The 19,250-nt window shown below is 65.9% G+C and carries 11 protein-coding genes and 2 pseudogenes; 6 read left to right on the top strand and 7 right to left on the bottom strand.

Annotated features, from left to right (window positions below; all coding sequences use genetic code 11):
• Positions 1-124: 124 nt before the first annotated feature.
• The 6 genes and pseudogenes from GWC77_RS00885 to GWC77_RS00860 all read right to left on the bottom strand — a co-directional run.
• Positions 125-307 (bottom strand): annotated as a pseudogene (locus GWC77_RS00885) (hypothetical protein); the annotation flags it as partial.
• Between the two features lie 250 nt (positions 308-557).
• Positions 558-800: pseudogene (locus GWC77_RS00880) on the bottom strand (DUF2249 domain-containing protein); the annotation flags it as partial.
• Complete coding sequence (locus GWC77_RS00875; protein WP_173254951.1) at positions 797-1,858, bottom strand: hypothetical protein; 1,062 nt, start codon at positions 1,856-1,858, stop codon at positions 797-799. The pseudogene GWC77_RS00880 and the gene GWC77_RS00875, both read right to left, overlap by 4 nt.
• A gap of 71 nt (positions 1,859-1,929) precedes the next feature.
• A complete protein-coding gene (locus GWC77_RS00870; RefSeq protein WP_173254903.1) occupies positions 1,930-2,268 on the bottom strand; it encodes a metal-sulfur cluster assembly factor in 339 nt (112 codons plus the stop codon).
• A gap of 97 nt (positions 2,269-2,365) precedes the next feature.
• The gene (locus GWC77_RS00865) at positions 2,366-4,654 is read right to left on the bottom strand and encodes a nitric-oxide reductase large subunit (RefSeq protein WP_173254901.1); all 2,289 of its coding nucleotides are present in this window, start codon (positions 4,652-4,654) and stop codon (positions 2,366-2,368) included.
• A gap of 398 nt (positions 4,655-5,052) precedes the next feature.
• The gene (locus GWC77_RS00860) at positions 5,053-5,634 is read right to left on the bottom strand and encodes a DJ-1/PfpI family protein (protein ID WP_173254899.1); all 582 of its coding nucleotides are present in this window, start codon (positions 5,632-5,634) and stop codon (positions 5,053-5,055) included.
• 182 nt (positions 5,635-5,816) lie between these two features.
• Here GWC77_RS00860 and GWC77_RS00855 point away from each other — a divergent pair, with 182 nt between their 5' ends.
• The 3 genes from GWC77_RS00855 (at position 5,817) to GWC77_RS00845 (ending at position 7,367) form a co-directional block, all read left to right on the top strand.
• Positions 5,817-6,269 (top strand): Rrf2 family transcriptional regulator, encoded by a 453-nt coding sequence (locus tag GWC77_RS00855; RefSeq protein ID WP_173254896.1) that lies wholly within the window; start codon positions 5,817-5,819, stop codon positions 6,267-6,269.
• 117 nt (positions 6,270-6,386) lie between these two features.
• Positions 6,387-7,031 carry an NAD(P)-dependent oxidoreductase gene (locus GWC77_RS00850; RefSeq protein ID WP_173254894.1) on the top strand — a complete coding sequence of 215 codons (645 nt, stop codon included), beginning with the start codon at positions 6,387-6,389 and terminating at the stop codon, positions 7,029-7,031.
• 132 nt (positions 7,032-7,163) lie between these two features.
• Positions 7,164-7,367 (top strand): hypothetical protein, encoded by a 204-nt coding sequence (locus GWC77_RS00845; protein WP_173254892.1) that lies wholly within the window; start codon positions 7,164-7,166, stop codon positions 7,365-7,367.
• Positions 7,368-7,388: 21 nt separating this feature from the next.
• Here GWC77_RS00845 and GWC77_RS00840 read toward each other — a convergent pair whose 3' ends face one another.
• Positions 7,389-9,662, bottom strand: a complete 2,274-nt coding sequence (locus GWC77_RS00840; protein ID WP_173254891.1) for an FUSC family membrane protein — start codon at positions 9,660-9,662, stop codon at positions 7,389-7,391.
• Between the two features lie 250 nt (positions 9,663-9,912).
• Between GWC77_RS00840 and recC the strand changes: the two genes are divergently transcribed.
• Genes recC through GWC77_RS00825 form a run of 3 tightly spaced genes read left to right on the top strand, consistent with a single transcriptional unit; the run spans position 9,913 to position 19,231 of the window.
• Positions 9,913-13,308, top strand: a complete 3,396-nt coding sequence (gene recC / locus GWC77_RS00835) for an exodeoxyribonuclease V subunit gamma (protein ID WP_173254889.1) — start codon at positions 9,913-9,915, stop codon at positions 13,306-13,308.
• Positions 13,305-17,096 carry an exodeoxyribonuclease V subunit beta gene (recB, locus tag GWC77_RS00830; RefSeq protein WP_173254887.1) on the top strand — a complete coding sequence of 1,264 codons (3,792 nt, stop codon included), beginning with the start codon at positions 13,305-13,307 and terminating at the stop codon, positions 17,094-17,096. Before recC ends, recB begins: the two co-directional genes overlap by 4 nt.
• A complete protein-coding gene (locus GWC77_RS00825; protein ID WP_173254885.1) occupies positions 17,093-19,231 on the top strand; it encodes an AAA family ATPase in 2,139 nt (712 codons plus the stop codon). The genes recB and GWC77_RS00825 overlap by 4 nt, the downstream gene beginning before the upstream one ends.
• Positions 19,232-19,250: the final 19 nt, after the last annotated feature.

The following is a 19,250-nucleotide window of genomic DNA, read 5'->3' as shown; positions in this document are numbered from 1 at the left end:
ATGACGGGGGACTGCTCGGCGCGGCGTGGCGGCAGCGGTTCCGGGCTACGCCCTTCACCGCTGCCGCCACGCCAGTACTCTCATCCTGATTGACGCGCTGCTCTCATCTTGTTTGACGCGCGGCAATCAGACCGCCGAGCGAATAGCCTTGGTTGGCATTGGCATTGACGCGCCAATCGCGGCGCTCGAGATACTCCTCGATGGCGGACGCCACGTCGATTTGCGGCTTGGCATGCCGTTGCGCCTGCGCCGTGTGTGCGTGGCGGCCGGTGTGAAGAAGGGAAGCGGAAGCCGGTCCGTGGTCCATGTGAGCCTCGATGAGCACAATATGTTGTGATGGTGCTCATCGTATGCACCATATATAGCGTGGTCAACGTCGCTCGCCTACATTCTTGCGTCTACTTGACCTGCGTTAAGTTTATGAGCCGGCCGCGCCCGTGGCGTGCGCGGCCGATTGCCCTTGGCCATTAGCCGCTGCAACCGCACGAGCCGGTTCCACCGCCCGCGCATCCGGCAGCCGACGCTTGCGCGGGCGCTGCGCTTTCGTTCGCACTGAGCCGGATGCCGAAGTCGATCACGACACGATCCGGCGTGCGCTCCAGGTATTCGATGCGGACCTGATCGCCGTACCGCTGTTGGATTTGATTCAGCAGCGGCAGAGGATCATGGTCGTTGATGAAGCGCATGGTCTCCCCCCGATCGAGCGTTTCGAGCGCCCCGAAAATGGCGGCATGGCGCAAACGCTTGGCAATGCCGCGCACATCGAAGGCATAGGTCGTATTGGGATTGGCATTTGTCATTGTGGGCTCCTGAGTGGAAGTGACATCGACGAGAACATGACGACGATGAACAGTGCCAGCGCCGCGGCGTTGCCGAGTGCGCCGGCGCGGTGTAGCAAAAATGCCTGCGCGAGCGCACCGCCGATGCGCAGGGCGAGCGCCGCATGCAACGCAGCGAGCGGCAGATAGAAGAGAGGGCGGTAACGCACGCGCAGCCGTGCGAGCGCCGGCAGGACGATCGGTGCGTGCCCGATCGCCATCGACATGACGAAGCCGAGCGTGAGCGCATGCAGCGCCGCGTCGTGCCACGGATGTCCGGCGTCCCATGAACCGAACAAGCCGAGCACCCCGCTCAATGCGAGCCAGGCATAGCCCGACAACAGACAGACGGCGATAAAACGCGTGAGTCCGTGTTGACGCACGGTAACGCGCGCAATGTCATGGCGGGTCAGCCATAGTGCCAGCGCGACCAGCGCTGCGGAGAATGCGCGCAATGCCGGCTCCGGCGCATACGGCGAGGCACTGGCCGAGAGGAAGACGGCGACGGCGATGGCGACGAACGTGACCCGCGCGCGCGGTGGGGTTCGCCGCATGCGCGTGAGCTCGAGTCTTTCGGCCGCGATCGTCAACACGAGAAACGCCAACCAATTCGGCACGGCCTGCAACGGCGCCTGAGTCGCAAGCCAAACGACATTGCCTGCCCACCAGCTCGACACGCCGAGCGCGAGCACGAAAAGATGCAATGCCCTCTGCCGTCGAAGCAACCCGATCATGCTCGCCAGCGCGGCCGTGGCCGCGACGATCAGAAGCACCTGTGTCCAGGCGGGCGGCGCGCCGGCCAACAGGACGAGGCCCGCGGCGGCTGCGCACGCGGGGGCAAAGAGGTGCGGGCCTGCCCGGAGCGCGACTGCGCGCTCGAGACTGACGACTGCGCCGAAGAAGACGGGCAGGACCAGCACACCGTGCCAAGCAGCGCTCGACAGCGCATGGCGAGGCAGCGCGATGCCGAAGCGGGCGAGACCGGCTGCAATGCCGCATATGAACGCGACAGCGATGGAGCCGGCGAACGCGAGCCGCATGCCGGTTTGCGCCGCGCGTCTCCACGATGTGCGGGCGCCGGTCTCGGCTGTAGCGGCAGGCGACGTACGCTTCAATCGTCGCTCCAACCGAGCGTATCGCGCGCGGCGTCGCTCATCATCTCGGGCTGCCACGGCGGCTCCCAGACGAGATCGATGTCGACGATCGTGCCTACCTGCAACGCGGCGTCGATGACCGCACGCACGTCGTCGAGAATCGATTGCCCCATCGGGCAGGCGGGCGAAGTCATGGTGAGCGCGATGCGCCAGCCTTCAGTACGCTGCTCGATGTCGTAAACGAGCCCGAGATCGACGATGTTCACGCCAATCTCCGGATCGATCACGTGCTGCAGCGCCTCGCGAATGTGCTCGCGCGCCGACGCGGCGCTGGTAGGGATGGGTAAGGGCTCCATTAGTGGTTCTCCGCGGGCATTCAGTGAACGTGGGACGGTTGGGCGGCCGGACGCGAGCATCCGGCCGTCAGGACGTCAGGCGAGTGCTCGCGTCATCTCAGACCCGATGGGCCGCGCGTTCGACGGCTGCCTCGGCCGGACGTGCGGGCTGCACGCGGCGCAGCAGACGCAGCGCGAACCAGCCTAGATAGAGCACGCCGGCAGCGAAGACGATGTCGCCCGGGACGCGGATCCACACGAGCGCCTGCATGATCGGTGCGTGCACGATCTCGGGCGAGCGCGCATACCAGAGACCCTTGCTGACGCTGGCCCACGCTTCGTAGATGCCCGAGGGCAGGATGGAGAGGAACACCATCATGAACAGGCCAATATTGAGCATCCAGAATGCCGGCTTGAGCAGCGTGTCGTCCCACGCTTCGCGCGCCGACAGGCCGCGCAGGCAAAACAGCATGAGCCCGATGCCCAGCATGCCGTAGACGCCGAACAGGGCAGCATGGCCGTGCGCGGGCGTCATGTTGAGCCCCTGTACGTAGTAGAGCGAAATCGGCGGGTTGATCGAGAATCCGAGCAGCCCGGCGCCGACGGTATTCCACACGCCCACGGCGACGAAGCACAGGATCGCCCACTTGTACGTTTGAACCCACGGTGCGGCCTGCGTCTTGCGATAGGTTTGCCAGCCTTCGAGGCCGATGAGCGCGAGCGGTACGACTTCGAAGGCGGAGAACACCGAGCCCACCGCGATGACGGCCGTCGATGCGCCGGTGAAGTACAGGTGGTGCAAGGTACCCAAAATGCCGCCAAACAGGAACACGATCGTCTCGAGCACGATGGCGCGATTGGCCGTTTCGATGCGGATGAGGCCCAGTCTGGAGAAGATCAGCGCGATCACGGCCGTTGCGAACACTTCGAAGAAGCCTTCGACCCACAGGTGCACGAGCCACCATCTCCAGTACTCGATCATCGAGTAATGCGTGTGTTGGCCCCAGGCGAGCGAAGTCGAATAGAAGGCGCCGATGCAGGCCGCCGACAGGAACACCATGCCGATCAGTCCACGCCCGTTCGTTTCGCGGTTCTTCAGCGCGGGCATCAATGCACGTCCCATCAGCACGAGCCAGAACAGCAGGCCGACGAACAGCAGGATCTGCCAGACGCGGCCCATGCTCGTGTAGGCGAGCCCCTGATTGCCGATCCAGAAACTGTAATCGGTGCCGCGATGCTGTAGCGTGCCAAGCCAGCCGCAGACGGTCGATCCCACTACGATCGCGAGCAGCGCGTAGAACAACACGTCGACGCCGAGCTTTTGCAGCTTCGGTTCGTGCCCCGAGAGCAGCGGAGAGATGTATAAGCCCGTTGCAAGCCAGGCGGTGGCGATCCAAAGCACGCCGAACTGTGTATGGATCGTGCGGCTCGCGATCCATGGCAATACATCTGCAAGCGGCAGCCCGAAGAAACTGTGGCCTTCCACCGCATAGTGAGCGGTGATCGCACCCATGCCGACTTGCGTCAACAGCAAGCCGATGACGACATAGAAGTATTTCTTCGTGGCCTTCATCGACGGCGTGGGTTTGACATTGAAGAGCGGATCCTTGGCGGGGGCCGCCAAGGACGCTTCGCCTTCGTTATGTGCCGAGTGGTACCAGATCATGCCGGCGATGCCCGCGAGCAGCAGGATCACGCTGGCGATCGACCACATGCCGTTGGCAACGGTCGGGTTGTTGTCGACGAGCGGCTCGTGTGGCCAATTGTTCGTATAGGTGATACCCGTTTGTCCAGGGCGATCGGTGGTGGCCGACCAGGCGGACCAGAAGAAGAACGAGGCAAGCGCCGCCCGATCGTCGGCACCTCTGACGGAACCGGCATTCATCGCGTATTGATCGCGTAGCGCGTCGAGCGACCGATCGTCGCCGAACAACGCTTCGTAGTGCGCCGCGACATCGCGCACTGCGCTCGCGCGCTCATTGCTCAGCGTGAGGCGGCCTGTCGAAGCGTCAAAGCGATTCGCGCGCATTTCGCGCTTCAGGCGTGCGTCGAGCGTGCCCTGCCGATCGTCCGTCAGCGCGGCATACGGTTGCCCGAACTGCAGCTTGGCCCAGTTCTCGCGCAACTGCAGCGCTTCGCGATGGAGCCAGTCGGCCGACCAGTCGGGCGCGACGTAGCTGCCGTGGCCCCAAACGGTGCCGAGTTGCTGTCCTCCGGCCGCGAGCCATACTTGCTGGCCGCGCTTGATTTGATCGCCGGTGAACAGCACTTGACCGCTCTGATCGACAACCGCGCTCGGAATCGGCGGAGCGGCCAGGTAGATCTCTTTTCCGAGCCAAAGCAAAGCGGCGAACGATAGCAGGCAGACCAGGCCCAACCATCTCCATAAGCGTCGTGTCGATTGCATATCCTCTCTCCTGGAGGGTGAAGTGCAGGGATGCCATTGCCCGCGGGTCGATCCGTCTGCAGTGGCTAAAACATATATTTGAAATACATGTTAACGGGCATCATAGAGTCGCCTTTTGATCTAGGTAAAGGTCGATGTCGGTCGGTAAGCGGGCGATCTGGACGTTCGGCATCCGGGAACGTCGATGTTTGCGGGGGTGCGCGGGGTGTCGCGTTATTTCGCCGCAGGTATGCAGGTATCGGTGTACAGGCAGCGAAGTGGCCTGGAGCGAGCAACGCTTGGGCGCTGGGACGCGTCGTTTTCGAAGGGCGGCGGGAGTTCGAGAAAAGCCCCCGTTGTCGGGGGCTCAATGTCGGTGTCGCTCGTGGAACGCCGGGCGCTGTGAACGCCGAGCGGGTTTACAGCTCGATACGCGTGCCCAGCAAAACGAGGAACTGTCTCAACCATTCGGGATGCGCGGGCCACGCCGGTGCCGTGACGAACGGCGCATCGGTGACGGCCGCATCCACGGGGATATCGGCGTACTCGCCGCCGGCCAGCCGAACCTCGGGCGAGCAGGCCGGATAGGCCGAAATGCGCTTGCCCCGAATGACATCGGCCGCCGCCAGCAGTTGCGCCGCGTGGCAAATCGCCGCAATCGGCTTTTTATCGTTCGCGAACTGCTGCACGAGCGATATCACCTTCCGATCGAGCCGCAAGTACTCGGGTGCGCGACCGCCCGCGATCGCGAGCGCGTCGTATTCATGCGCGTCGATTTCGTCGAACGATGCGTTGAGCGCGAACTGATGCCCGGGTTTCTCGGTGTACGTTTGGTCGCCTTCGAAGTCGTGGATCGCCGTTTTCACTTTGTCCCCGGCCTTCTTGCCGGGGCATACGGCGTGCACGGTATGCCCGATGGCTTGCAGGGCCTGGAAGGGCACCATCGTTTCGTAGTCCTCTGCAAAATCGCCGGTCAAAAAGAGAATCTTCTTCGCTGCCATGCCTTTCTCCTGTCGGTACCTACGTTGGGACGGAACGAGCACGGCAAAGTGTACTCCGGCTCATCGACGCAGCGGTGGCAGCAGCGCAGTTATCCCCGGGCAGTTGCCAGAGCCGGAAAATGTAATTAAGATGGTTACACTATTTGGAGGCGCGGACGCCGGACCGGGAGTGAAAGCGGGAAATGAATACGAGCAGCCGTTTCGCTTACGCCGTTCACGTGCTCGCGTTGCTGTCGCTGCAAGAGGGTGTACCGCTTTCGTCGGAGATCATTGCGGGCAGCGTGAACACGAATCCGGCGTTGATCCGGCGCCTGCTTTCGATGCTCGCCGCAGCCGGGCTGACCACCGCGCAATTGGGGGCGGGCGGCGGTGCGCTGCTCGCTCGCGAGCCAAAGGATATCGCACTGGTCGATGTCTACCGCGCTGTCGATGAAGGCAAATTGATCGGCTTGCATCGGGATACGCCGAATCCCGACTGCATGGTCGGCAGACACATTCAAGCGGTGCTCGTCGAAGTCGTCGATGCCGCCGAGCGGGCGCTCGAAGCATCGCTTGCTTCGCGTACGCTGGCGGATGTCACGGCGGGCGTGCTGTCGGCACACCGAAAGGAAGAACAAAAACGGCGGCGGGGGTAATGCGGTGGAGCCGGCATCGGCCGGCCATCCATGGAGCATGAATCGGGCGGGGCTCGCACCCCGCCGTTTTTTCGCGGCAATCTGTAACCAATGCAGTTACTAATCAGGAGAGCAAAGATGCAAAAGAGTCTGAAGATCGCGCTTTTGGGCGCAACGGGCATGATCGGCTCGCGAATCGCCGCCGAGGCGGCACGGCGCGGCCATGAGGTCAGCGCGTTTGCGCGACATCCCGAACGTGTGCAGGATGGCGCGCATATCACGGCGCGTCAGGGCGATGTTTTCGATGTGCCGGCGATGACGGCCGCGGTTGCGGGCCACGACGTGATCGCCAGCGCGTACGCACCGCCGCACGACGATGCAGGCAAGGTGGTCGATGCCGCGCGCGCACTGGTGGCGATCGCACGGGCGACAGGCATCAAGCGGATCGTAGCCGTGGGCGGCGCGGGCTCGCTCGAAGTGGCGCCTGGCAAGCAACTCGTCGATACGGACGGATTTCCCCCGCAGTACAAGGCGTATGCACTCGCGCACCGCGACGCGCTGGGGTTTTACCGGAGTGCGACCGATATCGACTGGACGTTTTTCGCACCGGCGGCCGTCATCGCGCCGGGTGAGCGCAAGGGCACGTTCCGGGTTGGCACGGACAAGCTCATTGCGGACGAGAACGGCAACAGCACGATTTCGGCCGAGGACTACGCCATTGCGTTTGTCGACGAAATCGAGGGCGCACGGTTTGCGCGGCGGATCGCGACGGTGGCTTACTGAGCGGGCGAGAGCGTAAGCGCGGAGAAAGGCGCGATACGGATCACCGACTTTTGCTGAAAAGCGTAGAATGCGGCCCGCGTAGGCGGGGGTGCGCCCGGTCTGCGCGAACCCTTTCCTTTCCGGCATTCGATCGTGAACCAACCTCGCAAGAAGCCTGACCCGACCATGCGCGTCGCGGTGCTGATCGTCGTCGCCGTGCTGCTCGTGATCGGCACGCTCTTCTATAACGCGATACGGGGCAAACTCGAGTACGACCGCGAGCGGCGCGCGGCGCAAGAGGTCCCCGCATCGGCCGCGATGCGCGCAGGCTCCGCCGTCGTTCCCGCCTCGCAATAATCCGCGCGGAACGAAACGCTTTCAGTCTTCCGATAGCAGAATCGTCCGCGCGTCCTTGCGGATTAGAAACGATGCGGCAAGCATCTGTTTCGCTTGCAACCCAAGCATCTTGAGTTCCTGCACGAACTCGTTCGCATGCTGGCCCGAGCGTTCGGCATCGGTCACCATGGCATCGAGCTCGCGTGTGAGCTGTTTCGTCGGCTCCGCCGGGTCGGCACTGGGCGCATCGGCCGCATGCGCGTTGGCAAGATTTTCGCGCACGACCGAGAGCGTGCGCTGCAGCGCCAGCGGGCGCTCCGATTCCTTGTCCGCAATGCTGCGTATGAGCGGCATGGCTGCCGTGATTTGCGCAGCCAGCGTATGGCTTTGCACGAGCAGATCGTTGAGTTCGGGCACGAACTTGCGATGGGCTTCGGGCTCGATCAGCATGCGCCGCAACGCTTGCGCCAGGTTGGCAAACGCGATGTGCGCATTCTTGCGCGCAAGCCGATAACGAAAATCGCGGTCGGCCGGCGCACCGCGCTCTGTTGCGACGGCAGCGTTCGTGCCAGCCGCCGCGGCGCCTGCTGGCTCGCCCTGCTGGCCCCCCCACCACCAAGCCGCCTCGAGATGTTGACGCGAAGTGGCGAGCAACTCCGTCACGAGCTTGCCTATGTCGCGATACTCCCAGTATGGAAACAAGCGGCTTGCCGCAATCGCCAGCGCGCATCCGACGACGGTATCGATCGCGCGCTCGCCGATGATATGCAGGCTGCCCGGCGCCAGCAGATGAAAGAGCAGCAGCACGTACGCTGACGTGAATACGACGCTCGCCGTGTAATTGAAAAGCAGCAGGCTGTAGCTCATGACCATCGACGCGAACATGACCGCAAGCAGTACGTGCGGCGAGTGCACCAGCAAGATCAGCGCGATGCTGACCGTGCAGCCGATGGCCGTACCGACGATACGCTGCTGATTGCGCTGCTTCGTGAGCGAATAGCCGGGCTTCATGATGATCAGTGTGGTCATCACGATCCAGTAGGCGTTCGTGAGCGGCAGCACCCGGCCCAGCGCGAAGCCCAGGGCGACGGCGATCGTCACGCGCAAGGCATGGCGAAAGCTCGGCGAGGTCATCGTCAGGTTCGAGAAGATCTGCCGCAACGGTACGCGCCTGCCGGAGAGAAAACGCGTCAGGCTCGGATCGAGACGCAGTTCCGTTCGAACCGTCGGCGAATCGTCCGCCAGGCTTTTTTTCATCTTGTCGATGAGCCGGATGCCGCTCCAGATGCGCCTGAAGGAAGCCGATGCGGCCGCGTAGGCCTCCGCCTGGCGCTGCGCCTGGCCTTCCTTGCGCAGCAACTCGAGCTCGTACTCGATCGCCCGCAGCTCGGCCTTCACGCTGATGCGCGATTCGGAAACGCGATTTTGCAGCACCGCAAGGCCGATCTCGTCGAGATCGAACGCGGCTTTGCGGATCAGATCGCGGTAGAACAGCATGAGGTCGGCATTGCCGAAAGTGCGGCGCAATAGCGGATAGTCGGTATGCGCGCCGACGAAGAGTTCATGCAGATCGACGACGTTGATGAATAGATTGAAAAGCGTGACGCGCTTTCGATCGAGCTTGCCGCGGCGCAGCTTCGGCAGGTTGCGCAGCACGATGGCGCGCGCGGCGTCCTGGAGCTCGACGGCCGCGATCTGCTTTTCGACGAGATTGCTGTAGCAGACGTCGAGATCGGCATCGACATCGTAGAACGCGGCGCGCGCGAGCAGATATTCGGCACAGGCGAAGACGCTTTCGGCTAGCGCCTGCTTTTCGACCCGATACGCCTGCCATTGCAGCACGAGGGTGGCCCAGTACGTGTACCAGAGGCCGCCCGCGAGAATCCACGCGGCGTTCGTCAGCGCCGCGAGCGGGCTCAAGTGCTCTTCGAGCGTCACGACCATCATGAACAGCGTCGCGAAGCCGATCTGCGGCCAGCGATTGCCATAGGCGACCGTCAGCGATAGCGCGAACGTGAGCGCGGCGACAGTGGCACCGAGCGCGAAGACGTTGAACGTGGCGAGCCCCGTTGCGAGCGCGGCAACGAAGCCGAGCACGCTGCAGATCAACATCTCGTTGTGCTTGTACTTGAGCGGCCCGGGCATGTCGACGACGCAGGCCCCGAGCGCACCCGTCGCGATGGTGAAGCCGAGCTCGGTATTGCGAAAGACGATGAGGCAAAGCACGGCGGGCAGCGAGACGCCGATCGCCATGCGCAGTCCACCGAAGAAATACTGACTGTAGAGGAATTTCTTGATTTCTATCGAATATCGCATCGATGTGGGAGCTGGCAGCGAATGAGCCGGTTACCGGACGGTTGAAGCTTGAGCCCGCGTCGAGTCTAACGTATTTGGCTCTGCGCCCGCCACTAGGAACGGCCGCGCCGCAATGTGCTCGGTTCGCTCTTGCGATGAAAGAGGTGAAGCGGCGCTCGCGTTTGCTATCCTCATGCTTTGCGCCGAAACGCGCCTTTATGCGCTGTCCGTACGCGTTCGAAAAATGCGTACCGCCGGCTTTGCGGGGTCCATGCTTCAGCTCCTTTATTCCAATCGCTACGAGACGCTCGTCGACGCACTCAGCGAAGACCTCTCCGCCATGCCGGCCGATCCATGGTCGAGCGAGGAGCTCGTCGTGCCGAGTGCCGCCGTACGTCGGCATCTCGAACTGGAGCTCGCCCGGCGGCGCGGGATCTGCGCGAACGTCAATTTCAGCTATCTGGCCCAGTGGCTATGGATGCAGATCGGGCGCGCGATGGACGTGCCCGTGCATTCGCCGCTCGCGGTGGAGCGGCTGCAATGGCGCTGTTATCGGCTTTTCGGCGCGCGTGAGGGCGAGCTCGGCCAGGCCTGGCGAGCGTCGCCACGGCTTGCGGCTTATCTCGCGGGGGCAGATGAGGCCATGCGCTATGAGCTCGCACGCCGGGTCGCGACACTCTTCGATCATTACCTCACTTATCGCCCCGAGTGGCTCGCGCGCTGGCAGCGCGGTCAGTCCATCTTCGATGCCGACGCGCCTGCCTCCGCGGGCGGTCTGGCCGGCTCGTTGCGCGAGGACGAGGGTTGGCAGGCGGCGCTTTGGCGGGCGGTGCTGGCCGAGCTGGCCGGCACGGACGACCCTCGCGCGCTCGAGCAGGCATCGCCGCCCGCGCATCGTTTTCTGGAAGTGGCGCGCAAGCTCGATCTCGATGCGGTCATGCGCGCGCGCTGGCCGGCTTCGGTCAGCGTGGTCGCGCTGCCGACCATCGCGCCGCTTCATATCGCGTTGCTGCGTGAGCTGTCGCACTGGATCGACGTGCGGCTTTACGTAGCGAACCCATGCCGCCAGTTCTGGTTCGACATCGTGAGCGAAGGCAGGGCGTTCGCGCTCGAAGCGGCAGGCACACTGGATTTTCATGAAGTCGGCCATCCTCTGCTAGCGGAGTGGGGCCGGCAAACGCAGGCGCAATTGCACTTGCTGCACGAGCTGACCGAAGGCGCGGCATCGGCGGAAGCGACCCGGTTCGTCCCGAATCCGCAAGCGAGCTGGCTCGCGAAGCTGCAAAATGCCATGCTCGATCTCGTGCCGGAGACGGCCGAGCCGCCTCCCGAACGCGGCATCGAAGTGCATGTATGCCACAGTCTCTCGCGTCAGCTCGAGGTGCTGCACGACCGGCTGCTGGACTGGTTCAACGCCGATCGCGATACATCCGGCGGCAACGGCGCCTCGGCTCGGCTCGAGCCGGCCGACGTGCTCGTTGCGTGCCCCGATCTGGTCGCCGCCGCACCGCTCATCGACGCCGTCTTCGGTACCGCTCCCGCTGACGAGCGCCGCCGTATTCCTTATCGCATCACCGGCCTGCCGGCGTCGCAGGCCAACCCTGTTGCGCGCGTGCTGCTCGATTGGCTGGCGCGCGCCGATCGAAACGTGGCCGCACCGGAGCTCGTCGAGTGGTTACGCGTCGACGCGCTTGCCGCCCGATACCGCATCGATGCGGGGGCGCTCGACACGGCGCAGGCCTGGCTGGCGGCGGCCGGCGCACGCCGCGGGCTTGCGCCGGCCATGCCGATGGATCCCGATGTGCCGCCGGAACGCCATACGTTCGCCGATGCGCTCATGCGATTGTTCCTCGGCTACGCGATGCCGGATGGCGGTGAGCCCGTCGACGCCTGGTTGCCGGTACCCGGCGCGGCGGGTGCCGAAGCGGAGTTACTCGGCCGACTCGCGCGTTTCGTCGACGATATCGAGCAGTTCATCGCGCGCGCGTCCGAGGCCGGCAGCTGCGAAGCCTGGACTGCGCTGCTCGAGCAGGCATTGCAGCGCTTTTTCGATGCCGGGCCGGCGTTTTCCGATTCGATTGCCGCCGTGCGCGATGCCGTCGATGCGACGCTCGATGCAATGCGCGAAAGCGCCGGCGACGCATGCATACCCGCGGACGTCGTGCGCGCGGCGCTCGGCGCGGCGCTCGACGACGGGGCGTACGGTGGCGTGCCTGGGGGCGGCGTAACGTTTTCGTCGCTGACGAGCTTGCGCGGGTTGCCTTATCGCGTCATCTGCCTGATCGGCATGGACGACGGCGTGCTGCCTTCGCACTCGCGTGCCGACGAGTTCGACCTGATGGCCGCGCGGCCAGCGTTGGGCGACCGGCAGCGGCGCGCCGACGAACGCAATCTCTTTCTCGATCTGTTGCTCGCGGCGCGCGAGCGGTTCGTCATCACTTATACGGGCCGCAGCATTCGCGATAACGCGCCGCTGCCGCCGGCCGCGCTCGTCGACGAACTGCTCGATCATCTGGCGCGCGCGCAGGCCGGCGCCGATGCCACCCCTGCGCAGACGCAGGCCGCGCGCGATACATTCATCGTCGAGCATCCGTTGCAACCGTTCTCGCGGGTGTACTTCGAGCCCGCGACGGGCTTGTTCACGTACGATCGCGAGCGTGCGCAACTGGCCGAGCGGCTCGCGGCCGGCGACGCCGCACCGGTGCGGCCATTCTTCTACACGCCGCTGGCACCCGAGCCCGCCGGCCCGATCGCGTTCACCGATTTCGCGCGGTTTTGGCGGCACCCGGCGCGCGAGTTGCTGCGCGAGCGGCTCGGCATCGCACTCGAAGCCGCCGACGGCGAGCTTGACGACACGGAGCCGTTCGAGCTCGATTACGCGGCCCGCGATGCGCTCGCCGAGCGTTTGCTGCCGCGCCTCATCACGCACGGCGACGACGCCATGCTGGCGCGCGCGGCGCGTATCGCCGAGGCGAGTCCCGAGTTGCCGGTGGGCGCGACGGGGGACGTCATGAAGCACCGCGAGCTCGCGGCGTTGACACGTCTGGCCGGCGATGTGCGTGCACAACTGGCCGTTGGCGCGGCGCGCTTGTCGTTCGTGGTGCACGTGACGCCCTGTTGGCCCGACGTTCACGGTGTCGCGCTTTTCGGCGAGCACGATGCGGCGATCGCGCAGGGGCTCGGCGATGCAGGGCCTGTCGAGTTGCATGGCGTGCTCGAGAACGTGACGAGCAATGGGCTCGTGCTCTACCGCTATGCGCGCCCCGGTGCGCGCGATTACCTCGGCGCGTGGCTCGCGCATCTGGTCTATTGCGCGGCACAGCCCGACGGGCCCCGCCGTACGACGTGGCAAGGCCTCGGCGAGCGCTTTTCCTTCGCGCCCGTGGCGGCGCCGAACGAGATGCTCGCGCCGCTCGTTGCCCTCTTTTTCGCGGGGCGCCGCGCGCCGCTGCGCTTCTTTCCGAAGAGCGCGTGGGCGAGGGTGACGGGCAGCGAGGCACAAGCGCTCGGCGTCTGGATCAGCGATCGCGTGCGCGGAGAATCGGACGACCCCGCACTCGAGATCGCCTGGCGCGGTGCGGCGTTGACGCTCGACGAGCCGTTCGCCGTACTCGCGCGTCTCGTGTTCGAGCCGCTCTTGAAGCACCTCGAAGGAGCCGCGGCATGAGCGGCGCATCGGTAGTAGCCGGTCCGGTCCTGCCGCCGCCCGCCGAGCTCGACGTCTTCACGTGCGCGCTCAGCGGCATCAATCAAATCGAAGCGTCGGCCGGTACCGGGAAGACCTGGAATATCTGCGCGCTGTATGTACGGCTTTTACTCGAACGCGACTTGAACGCCGACCAGATTCTCGTCGTCACGTTCACGAAGGCGGCGACAGCCGAATTGCACGAGCGCATCCGGTCACGTTTGGCCGAACTGGCGCGCGCAATGGAAACGGGCGAACCCGGCGGCGACGCGTTCGTCGCTCGCCTTTTCGAGACTGTGTTGGCCGATGCGGACGCAGCCGCGCTCGAGCAGGCGGGCAGGCGCATTCGGCGCGCGTTGTCGACTTTCGATCAGGCCGCCATCCATACGATCCACGCGTTTTGCCAGCGCGCATTGCAAGAGGCGCCATTCGCGGCCGCGATGCCGTTCGCTCTCGAACTGGAAGGCGACGATACCGGCCTGCGATTCGAACTGGCGGCCCGGTTCTGGCGCATGCGCGTCGAGCCCGTCGCCGCGGCGCATCCCGCGTTCGCCGCGTGGCTCGTCGCGCATGGTTCGGGTCCGCAGGTGCTCGATGCACAGCTGACGCGGCGGCTCAAGAAGCCGCTTGCGATCATGCGGTTCGGCCCGCTCGGCGGCGCCATGGCCTCGCCGGACGCGGCCGCCGACGCCGACGCCGACGAGCGGCGGATGCAAGCCCGCTTCGACGAGGCATGCGCGCTATGGAGCGGGGAGCGCGAGCGCATCGTGCAACTGCTCGACGACGCGCAAGCCGCGCTTTCCCGGACGACACACAAGCCTGAGGCGGTAGCGGCCGCGCTCGACGCATGGGCTCGCTATTTCGCGGAGGGCGACTGCCATGCGGCGCCACCGCGTGCCGCGTTGAAGCTGACGGCGTCCGCTCTCGAGAAAGCGACGAAGGCCAAGTTCGTCGCACCGACTCATCCGTTCTTCGCGCTGGCCGACGCGCTGGCGGCCGCCGTCGATGCGGCCGAGGCAGCCCATCGCCGGCGTTGGCTCGCACTCGTCGCCGAATGGCTCGAGACGGGGCCGGCCACGCTCGCCGCGGCCAAGCGCTCGCGGCGCGTCGTCTCGTTCGACGATCTGCTGTCGAATCTGCACGATGCGCTCGTCGCCCATCCATGGCTGGCGCAGGTGTTGCGCGCGCGCTATCCGGCCGCCCTGATCGACGAATTTCAGGATACCGATCCGCTGCAGTTTGCCATCTTCGAGCGAATTTTCGCGCGCGGTCCGAGCGGGCCGGCGCCTGTCTTTCTGGTCGGCGACCCGAAGCAGGCGATCTATAGTTTTCGCGCGGCCGATCTGCATACGTACCTTGCCGCGCGTGCCGCGGCGAGTTCGCGCTACACGCTGGCGGTCAATCAGCGTTCGACGGCGCCGCTCGTCGATGCCTGCAACCGCATCTTCAGCGCGAATCCGCGCGCGTTCGTGCTCGACGGGCTCGACTATCTGCCTGTGCGAGCGGGCACGCGCGAACGTGCGCCGTTCGTCGACGGTGCCGCGACGGGCGATGTCGACGCGTTGCGCTTATGGATGCTGCCGTCCGACGAGGCGACGCTCACCAAGCGCGACGCGCAGCGGCAGGCGGCCGAGGCGAGCGCGGCCGAGATCGCACGGCTCTTGCGCGGTGCGCGCGAGGGATCGGTGACGCTCGGCGACAGACCGCTCGCGCCGGCCGACATCGCGGTTCTCGTGCGCACGCACCGGCAGGGCAGCCTCGTCAAACGCGTGCTGGCCGGGTGGGGTATCGGCAGCGTCGAGCTCGCGCAAGCATCGGTATTCGCGACGATCGATGCGGCTCAACTCGAACGCGTGCTGCTCGCGATCGATCTGCCGGGCGATCTGCGTCGGCTGCGTGCGGCGCTGGCAGCCGATTGGTTCGGCCTCGACGCGGCCGCGCTGGCCTCGCTCGAAGCGCTGGCCGACGCGGCGACGGCAACACATGCCGATGACGCGACAGCCTGGGCCGAGCGCTTTGCACGTTATCGAGCGCTGTGGCACGAGCGTGGCTTCGCAACGATGTGGCGGACGCTGATGCGCGAACTCGGAGTTGGTCAGCGGCTCATCGCCGGCCGCGACGGCGAGCGCCGGCTGACCGACGTCAATCACCTGGCGGAGCTCGTTGCCGCGCAGACGGCGGTGCATCCTGGCATCGCGCCGACATTGCGCTGGCTGGCTGCGCAGCGGGACCAGGGCGGGGGAGACGATGCGCAACTGCGGCTCGAATCCGACCGCGATCTCGTGCAGATCGTGACGGTCCACAAGTCGAAAGGGCTGGAATACGCGGTCGTCTTCTGCCCGTTTCTCAACGACGGTGCGATGCTACCGTCCTCGGGCGGCGGCTTGACCGACGCCTGCGAATACCATGAAGAGCGAGCCGGCGGTACGGCGACGGTGCTGCACTTTGGCTGCGAGGGCGACGACCTCGAGCGCGCCGAGGCCGAGGCACGGCGCGAGGCAGCCGCGGAACGCGCCCGCCTGATCTACGTTGCGCTGACCCGCGCGGTATACCGTTGCTACCTCGTCGCAGGGCCCTATCTTTCGTCGCGCTCGACGAAGGAATCGCGTCGCAGCGTACTGAACTGGTTCGTTGCGGGCGATGGCGAATGCGCAAATTTCGACGATTGGTATCAGGAGCCACCCGATGACTCGGTTACCACTCAACGGTGGGAAGCACTGGCTCACGGACCGATTTCATTGGAACCGTTGCCGGTGCCAGCGGGGCGCGCGCCGCTCGAGCGTGAAAGCTCGCAAGGTCAGCGGTTCGCGGCTCGCACGAGCCGGAGGCTGGTGACCGAGACCTGGCGGATCGCGAGCTTCAGCTCGCTCGCGTCGGGCGTATTGCACAGCATGGCAGGTCCCGTCGAAGACGAGCCGCGTCCGGACCACGATGCGCAGGCGGCCTTCGATGCCGGGATAGTCGCGTCGGACGCCGAGCCGGCTGAACCGTTTGCGGCGATCGTCGCGCGTGCGGCGGTTGCTGTCGCCGCTGACGACATTCTCGATTTTCCGCGCGGCGCGGCGGCCGGCGAGTGTCTGCACCGACTTTTCGAGCTGGCCGATTTCGCCGCGCCGGCGAGCTGGCCGCAAGCAATCCAGCGCGCGCTCGCGGAACGCCCCGTGCCGGCCGATGCGCAAACGGCGCACCGGATGCCGGCAATGATGGCCCGCATGCTGACCGAGGTGGCGAGCCGCGAACTCGCGCCGGGCCTGAGCCTCGCATCGCTCGACGCCGAACGCCGCTTCGTGGAATGGCCATTTCTCTTTGCATGTCCCTCGCTGGATCCATCGGCGCTGCGGCGCTTGCTCGTCGTACACGGCTACCCTGACGTGGCGCTCGAAACCGGTTGGTTGACCGGCTTCGTCAAAGGATTCGTCGACATGATCGTCGAGCATGAAGGGCGTTACTGGATCATCGATTGGAAATCGAACCATCTCGGTGTGGAGCCCGACGATTACGGTGCGGCCTCGCTCGAGGCGGCAATGACGGCGCACGCTTACCATTTGCAGGCGCTGCTCTATACGGTCGCGCTGCATCGCTATCTGAGGACGCGCAAGCGAGGCTACGACTACGACATGCACATCGGTGGGTACCTGTATGTATTCGTGCGCGGTGTACGGGCCGGCTGGCATGACGGGGAGTTGCCGGCAGGCGTTCATCGGCGCTTGCCGGCGCGCGCGCTGATCGAAGCGCTCGACACGCTGTTCGGTGCGGGAGGGAACGCATGAGCGACCTCTCACGCGCCCCGATCGCCGCGCCGACCGATTTCGCGACGGCGCTTGCCGTCGGTTTCGCACGCCGCATCGGCACGCTCGCCGAACGGCTCGGCGCGGACCCGTCGAGCGTCAAATGGGCGCGTCGCGCCGCATTTGCGGCGAGCCGCGCGACGCAGGCCGGCCATGTGTGTTTGCCGCTTGCACGGCTGGCGCACCGATACGGCGCGCCGCTTGCCGAAGTACGTGCCGCGCTCGCCGCGAGCCATATCGTCTCGGATGGCGAGGGCGAGGCCGATGCGTTGAGGCCGCTCGTCGTCGATCGAGCCGCACGGCTTTATCTCGCCCGCTACTTCGATTACGAGCGCAGGCTCGGCGCTTCGATCGTGGCGCATGCGCGACATTCGAATTCCCAATTCGACGAAGCGGCGCTCGCCGCAAGCCTCGCGCGTTACTTCGGTCCCGCCGGCGGCGACGAGATCGACTGGCAGCGCGCGGCGGCCGCGCTGGTGCTTGCGGGCCGCCTGACGGTGGTGAGCGGCGGCCCCGGCACGGGCAAGACGACGACCGTCGTCGGCATGCTCGCCTGTCTCGTCGATATGGATCCGACGCTGTCGATTGCGCTCGCCGCGCCAACGGGTAAGGCGGCGCAGCGCATGCAGGAAGCGCTCGCGGCGCGCGCGGCGAGCTTGCCGCCCGCCATCGGCGAGCGTCTGCCCGCGCGCGCGCAGACGCTGCATCGTTTGCTCGGTGTCGGGCAGGACGTCCGGCCACGTTATCGACGCGACAACCCGTTGCCTTGCGATGTGCTCGTGGTCGACGAGGCGTCGATGATCGACGTGGCCATGGCCGCGCAATTGTTCGACGCGCTCGCGCCGCAAACGCGCCTCATATTGCTCGGCGACAAGGATCAACTCGCGGCGGTCGAGGCGGGCGCGGTGTTCGCGGAGCTGAGCGCGGCGCCCGCATTCAGCGAGGCGGGCATTGCGCGCATTGCTCGCGCGACCGGGGCGGATCTCGTGTCGGTGAGCCGGGCGTTGCCCGCGGCGGGGCAGCACACGGCCGGTATCGCGACGATGTCGACCGAGGCCGACGAGACGGTCGGGTCGCTCGACGACGATGCCTTTCTGTCGAGGGATGAGGAGTTGGCGCTCGATTGGGCAGCGCCGTCGGAGCTTCGCGCGGACTTGGATCCGGACCACGAGATTCATGCAGCCGCTGCCGCTGCAAGAGCGCAGCCGGCTGATTTGACGCAGTCCGCCGCGGTCCGCGCGGCGGACGATGCGTTGCCGCTCGACGGGCCGCCGCTTGTCGATTGTGTCATCTGGCTCGAGCGCAATTACCGCTTCGGGCTCGATTCTCCCGTGGGACGTCTGTCGCTGGCGATTCGCCGCGGCGATGTCGCCGCGGCGCTTGCGTCGCTGTCGCCGGTCGCGGCCCCGAGCGCAAGAGCACCGGCCGCCGCGACGCTCGATGAGGACAGTGGTCCGACACTCGCCGCACAGACGGTCGAACGGCTCGCACGGGGTTTCGAACGCTATATCGCGGCGCTCGGCAACGCGCTCGACGCGGCGAAGCCGAACCCCGAGCCGCTTTTCGAAGCGCTCAACGCCTATCGCATCCTCTGCGCGACGCGCGTGGGCGCCCGCGGGGTCGATGCGCTCAATGCGCTGATGGCAGCGCACGTACGGCGTGCCGCGCGCGTGCCGCTCGCTCCGGGGGCCGCGTGGTTCGCCGGCCGTCCGATCATGATCGCGCGCAACGACTACGCGCTGGGCCTCTTCAACGGCGACATCGGCGTGACGCTGCCCGGCGAGGGCGGCGTGCTGCGCGTGCACTTCCGCACGGCCGACGGCGGTTTTCGTGCGGTATCGCCCGCGGCGTTGCCGCCGTGCGACACCGCGTTCGCCCTGACGGTGCATAAATCGCAGGGTTCCGAATTCGATGAGGCCGCGCTCGTGCTGCCCGCGTCCACGAGCCGCGTCCTGTCGCGCGAACTCGTCTATACGGCGGTCACGCGTGCACGTGTATCGGTACGCGTCGTCGGCGCGCGCGCCGTGCTGGCCGATGCGATCGCGATGGCGGGCGCCCGCGATTCGGGCCTCGCTGCGCGCATGGCCGAAGCGATGCGGGCGATGGATAACGGGTGAGGGCGGGTAGGCGCGATGC

This window comes from Paraburkholderia sp. NMBU_R16 (genome assembly GCF_013282575.1).
GTDB lineage: Bacteria > Pseudomonadota > Gammaproteobacteria > Burkholderiales > Burkholderiaceae > Trinickia.
Note: the sequence above shows the minus strand (reverse complement) of the source record. Positions and strands in the feature narration are given on the sequence as shown.

Bases quoted from the DNA above. Each gene is read 5' to 3' on its own strand.
- GWC77_RS00850 (WP_173254894.1), top strand. From the start codon at position 6,387: ATGCAAAAGAGTCTGAAGATCGCGCTTTTGGGCGCAACGGGCATGATC.
- GWC77_RS00855 (WP_173254896.1), top strand. From the start codon at position 5,817: ATGAATACGAGCAGCCGTTTCGCTTACGCCGTTCACGTGCTCGCGTTG.
- GWC77_RS00860 (WP_173254899.1), bottom strand. From the start codon at position 5,634: ATGGCAGCGAAGAAGATTCTCTTTTTGACCGGCGATTTTGCAGAGGAC.
- GWC77_RS00870 (WP_173254903.1), bottom strand. From the start codon at position 2,268: ATGGAGCCCTTACCCATCCCTACCAGCGCCGCGTCGGCGCGCGAGCAC.
- GWC77_RS00875 (WP_173254951.1), bottom strand. From the start codon at position 1,858: ATGCGGCTCGCGTTCGCCGGCTCCATCGCTGTCGCGTTCATATGCGGC.
- recC (WP_173254889.1), top strand. From the start codon at position 9,913: ATGCTTCAGCTCCTTTATTCCAATCGCTACGAGACGCTCGTCGACGCA.
- GWC77_RS00865 (WP_173254901.1), bottom strand. From the start codon at position 4,654: ATGCAATCGACACGACGCTTATGGAGATGGTTGGGCCTGGTCTGCCTG.
- GWC77_RS00825 (WP_173254885.1), top strand. From the start codon at position 17,093: ATGAGCGACCTCTCACGCGCCCCGATCGCCGCGCCGACCGATTTCGCG.
- recB (WP_173254887.1), top strand. From the start codon at position 13,305: ATGAGCGGCGCATCGGTAGTAGCCGGTCCGGTCCTGCCGCCGCCCGCC.
- GWC77_RS00840 (WP_173254891.1), bottom strand. From the start codon at position 9,662: ATGCGATATTCGATAGAAATCAAGAAATTCCTCTACAGTCAGTATTTC.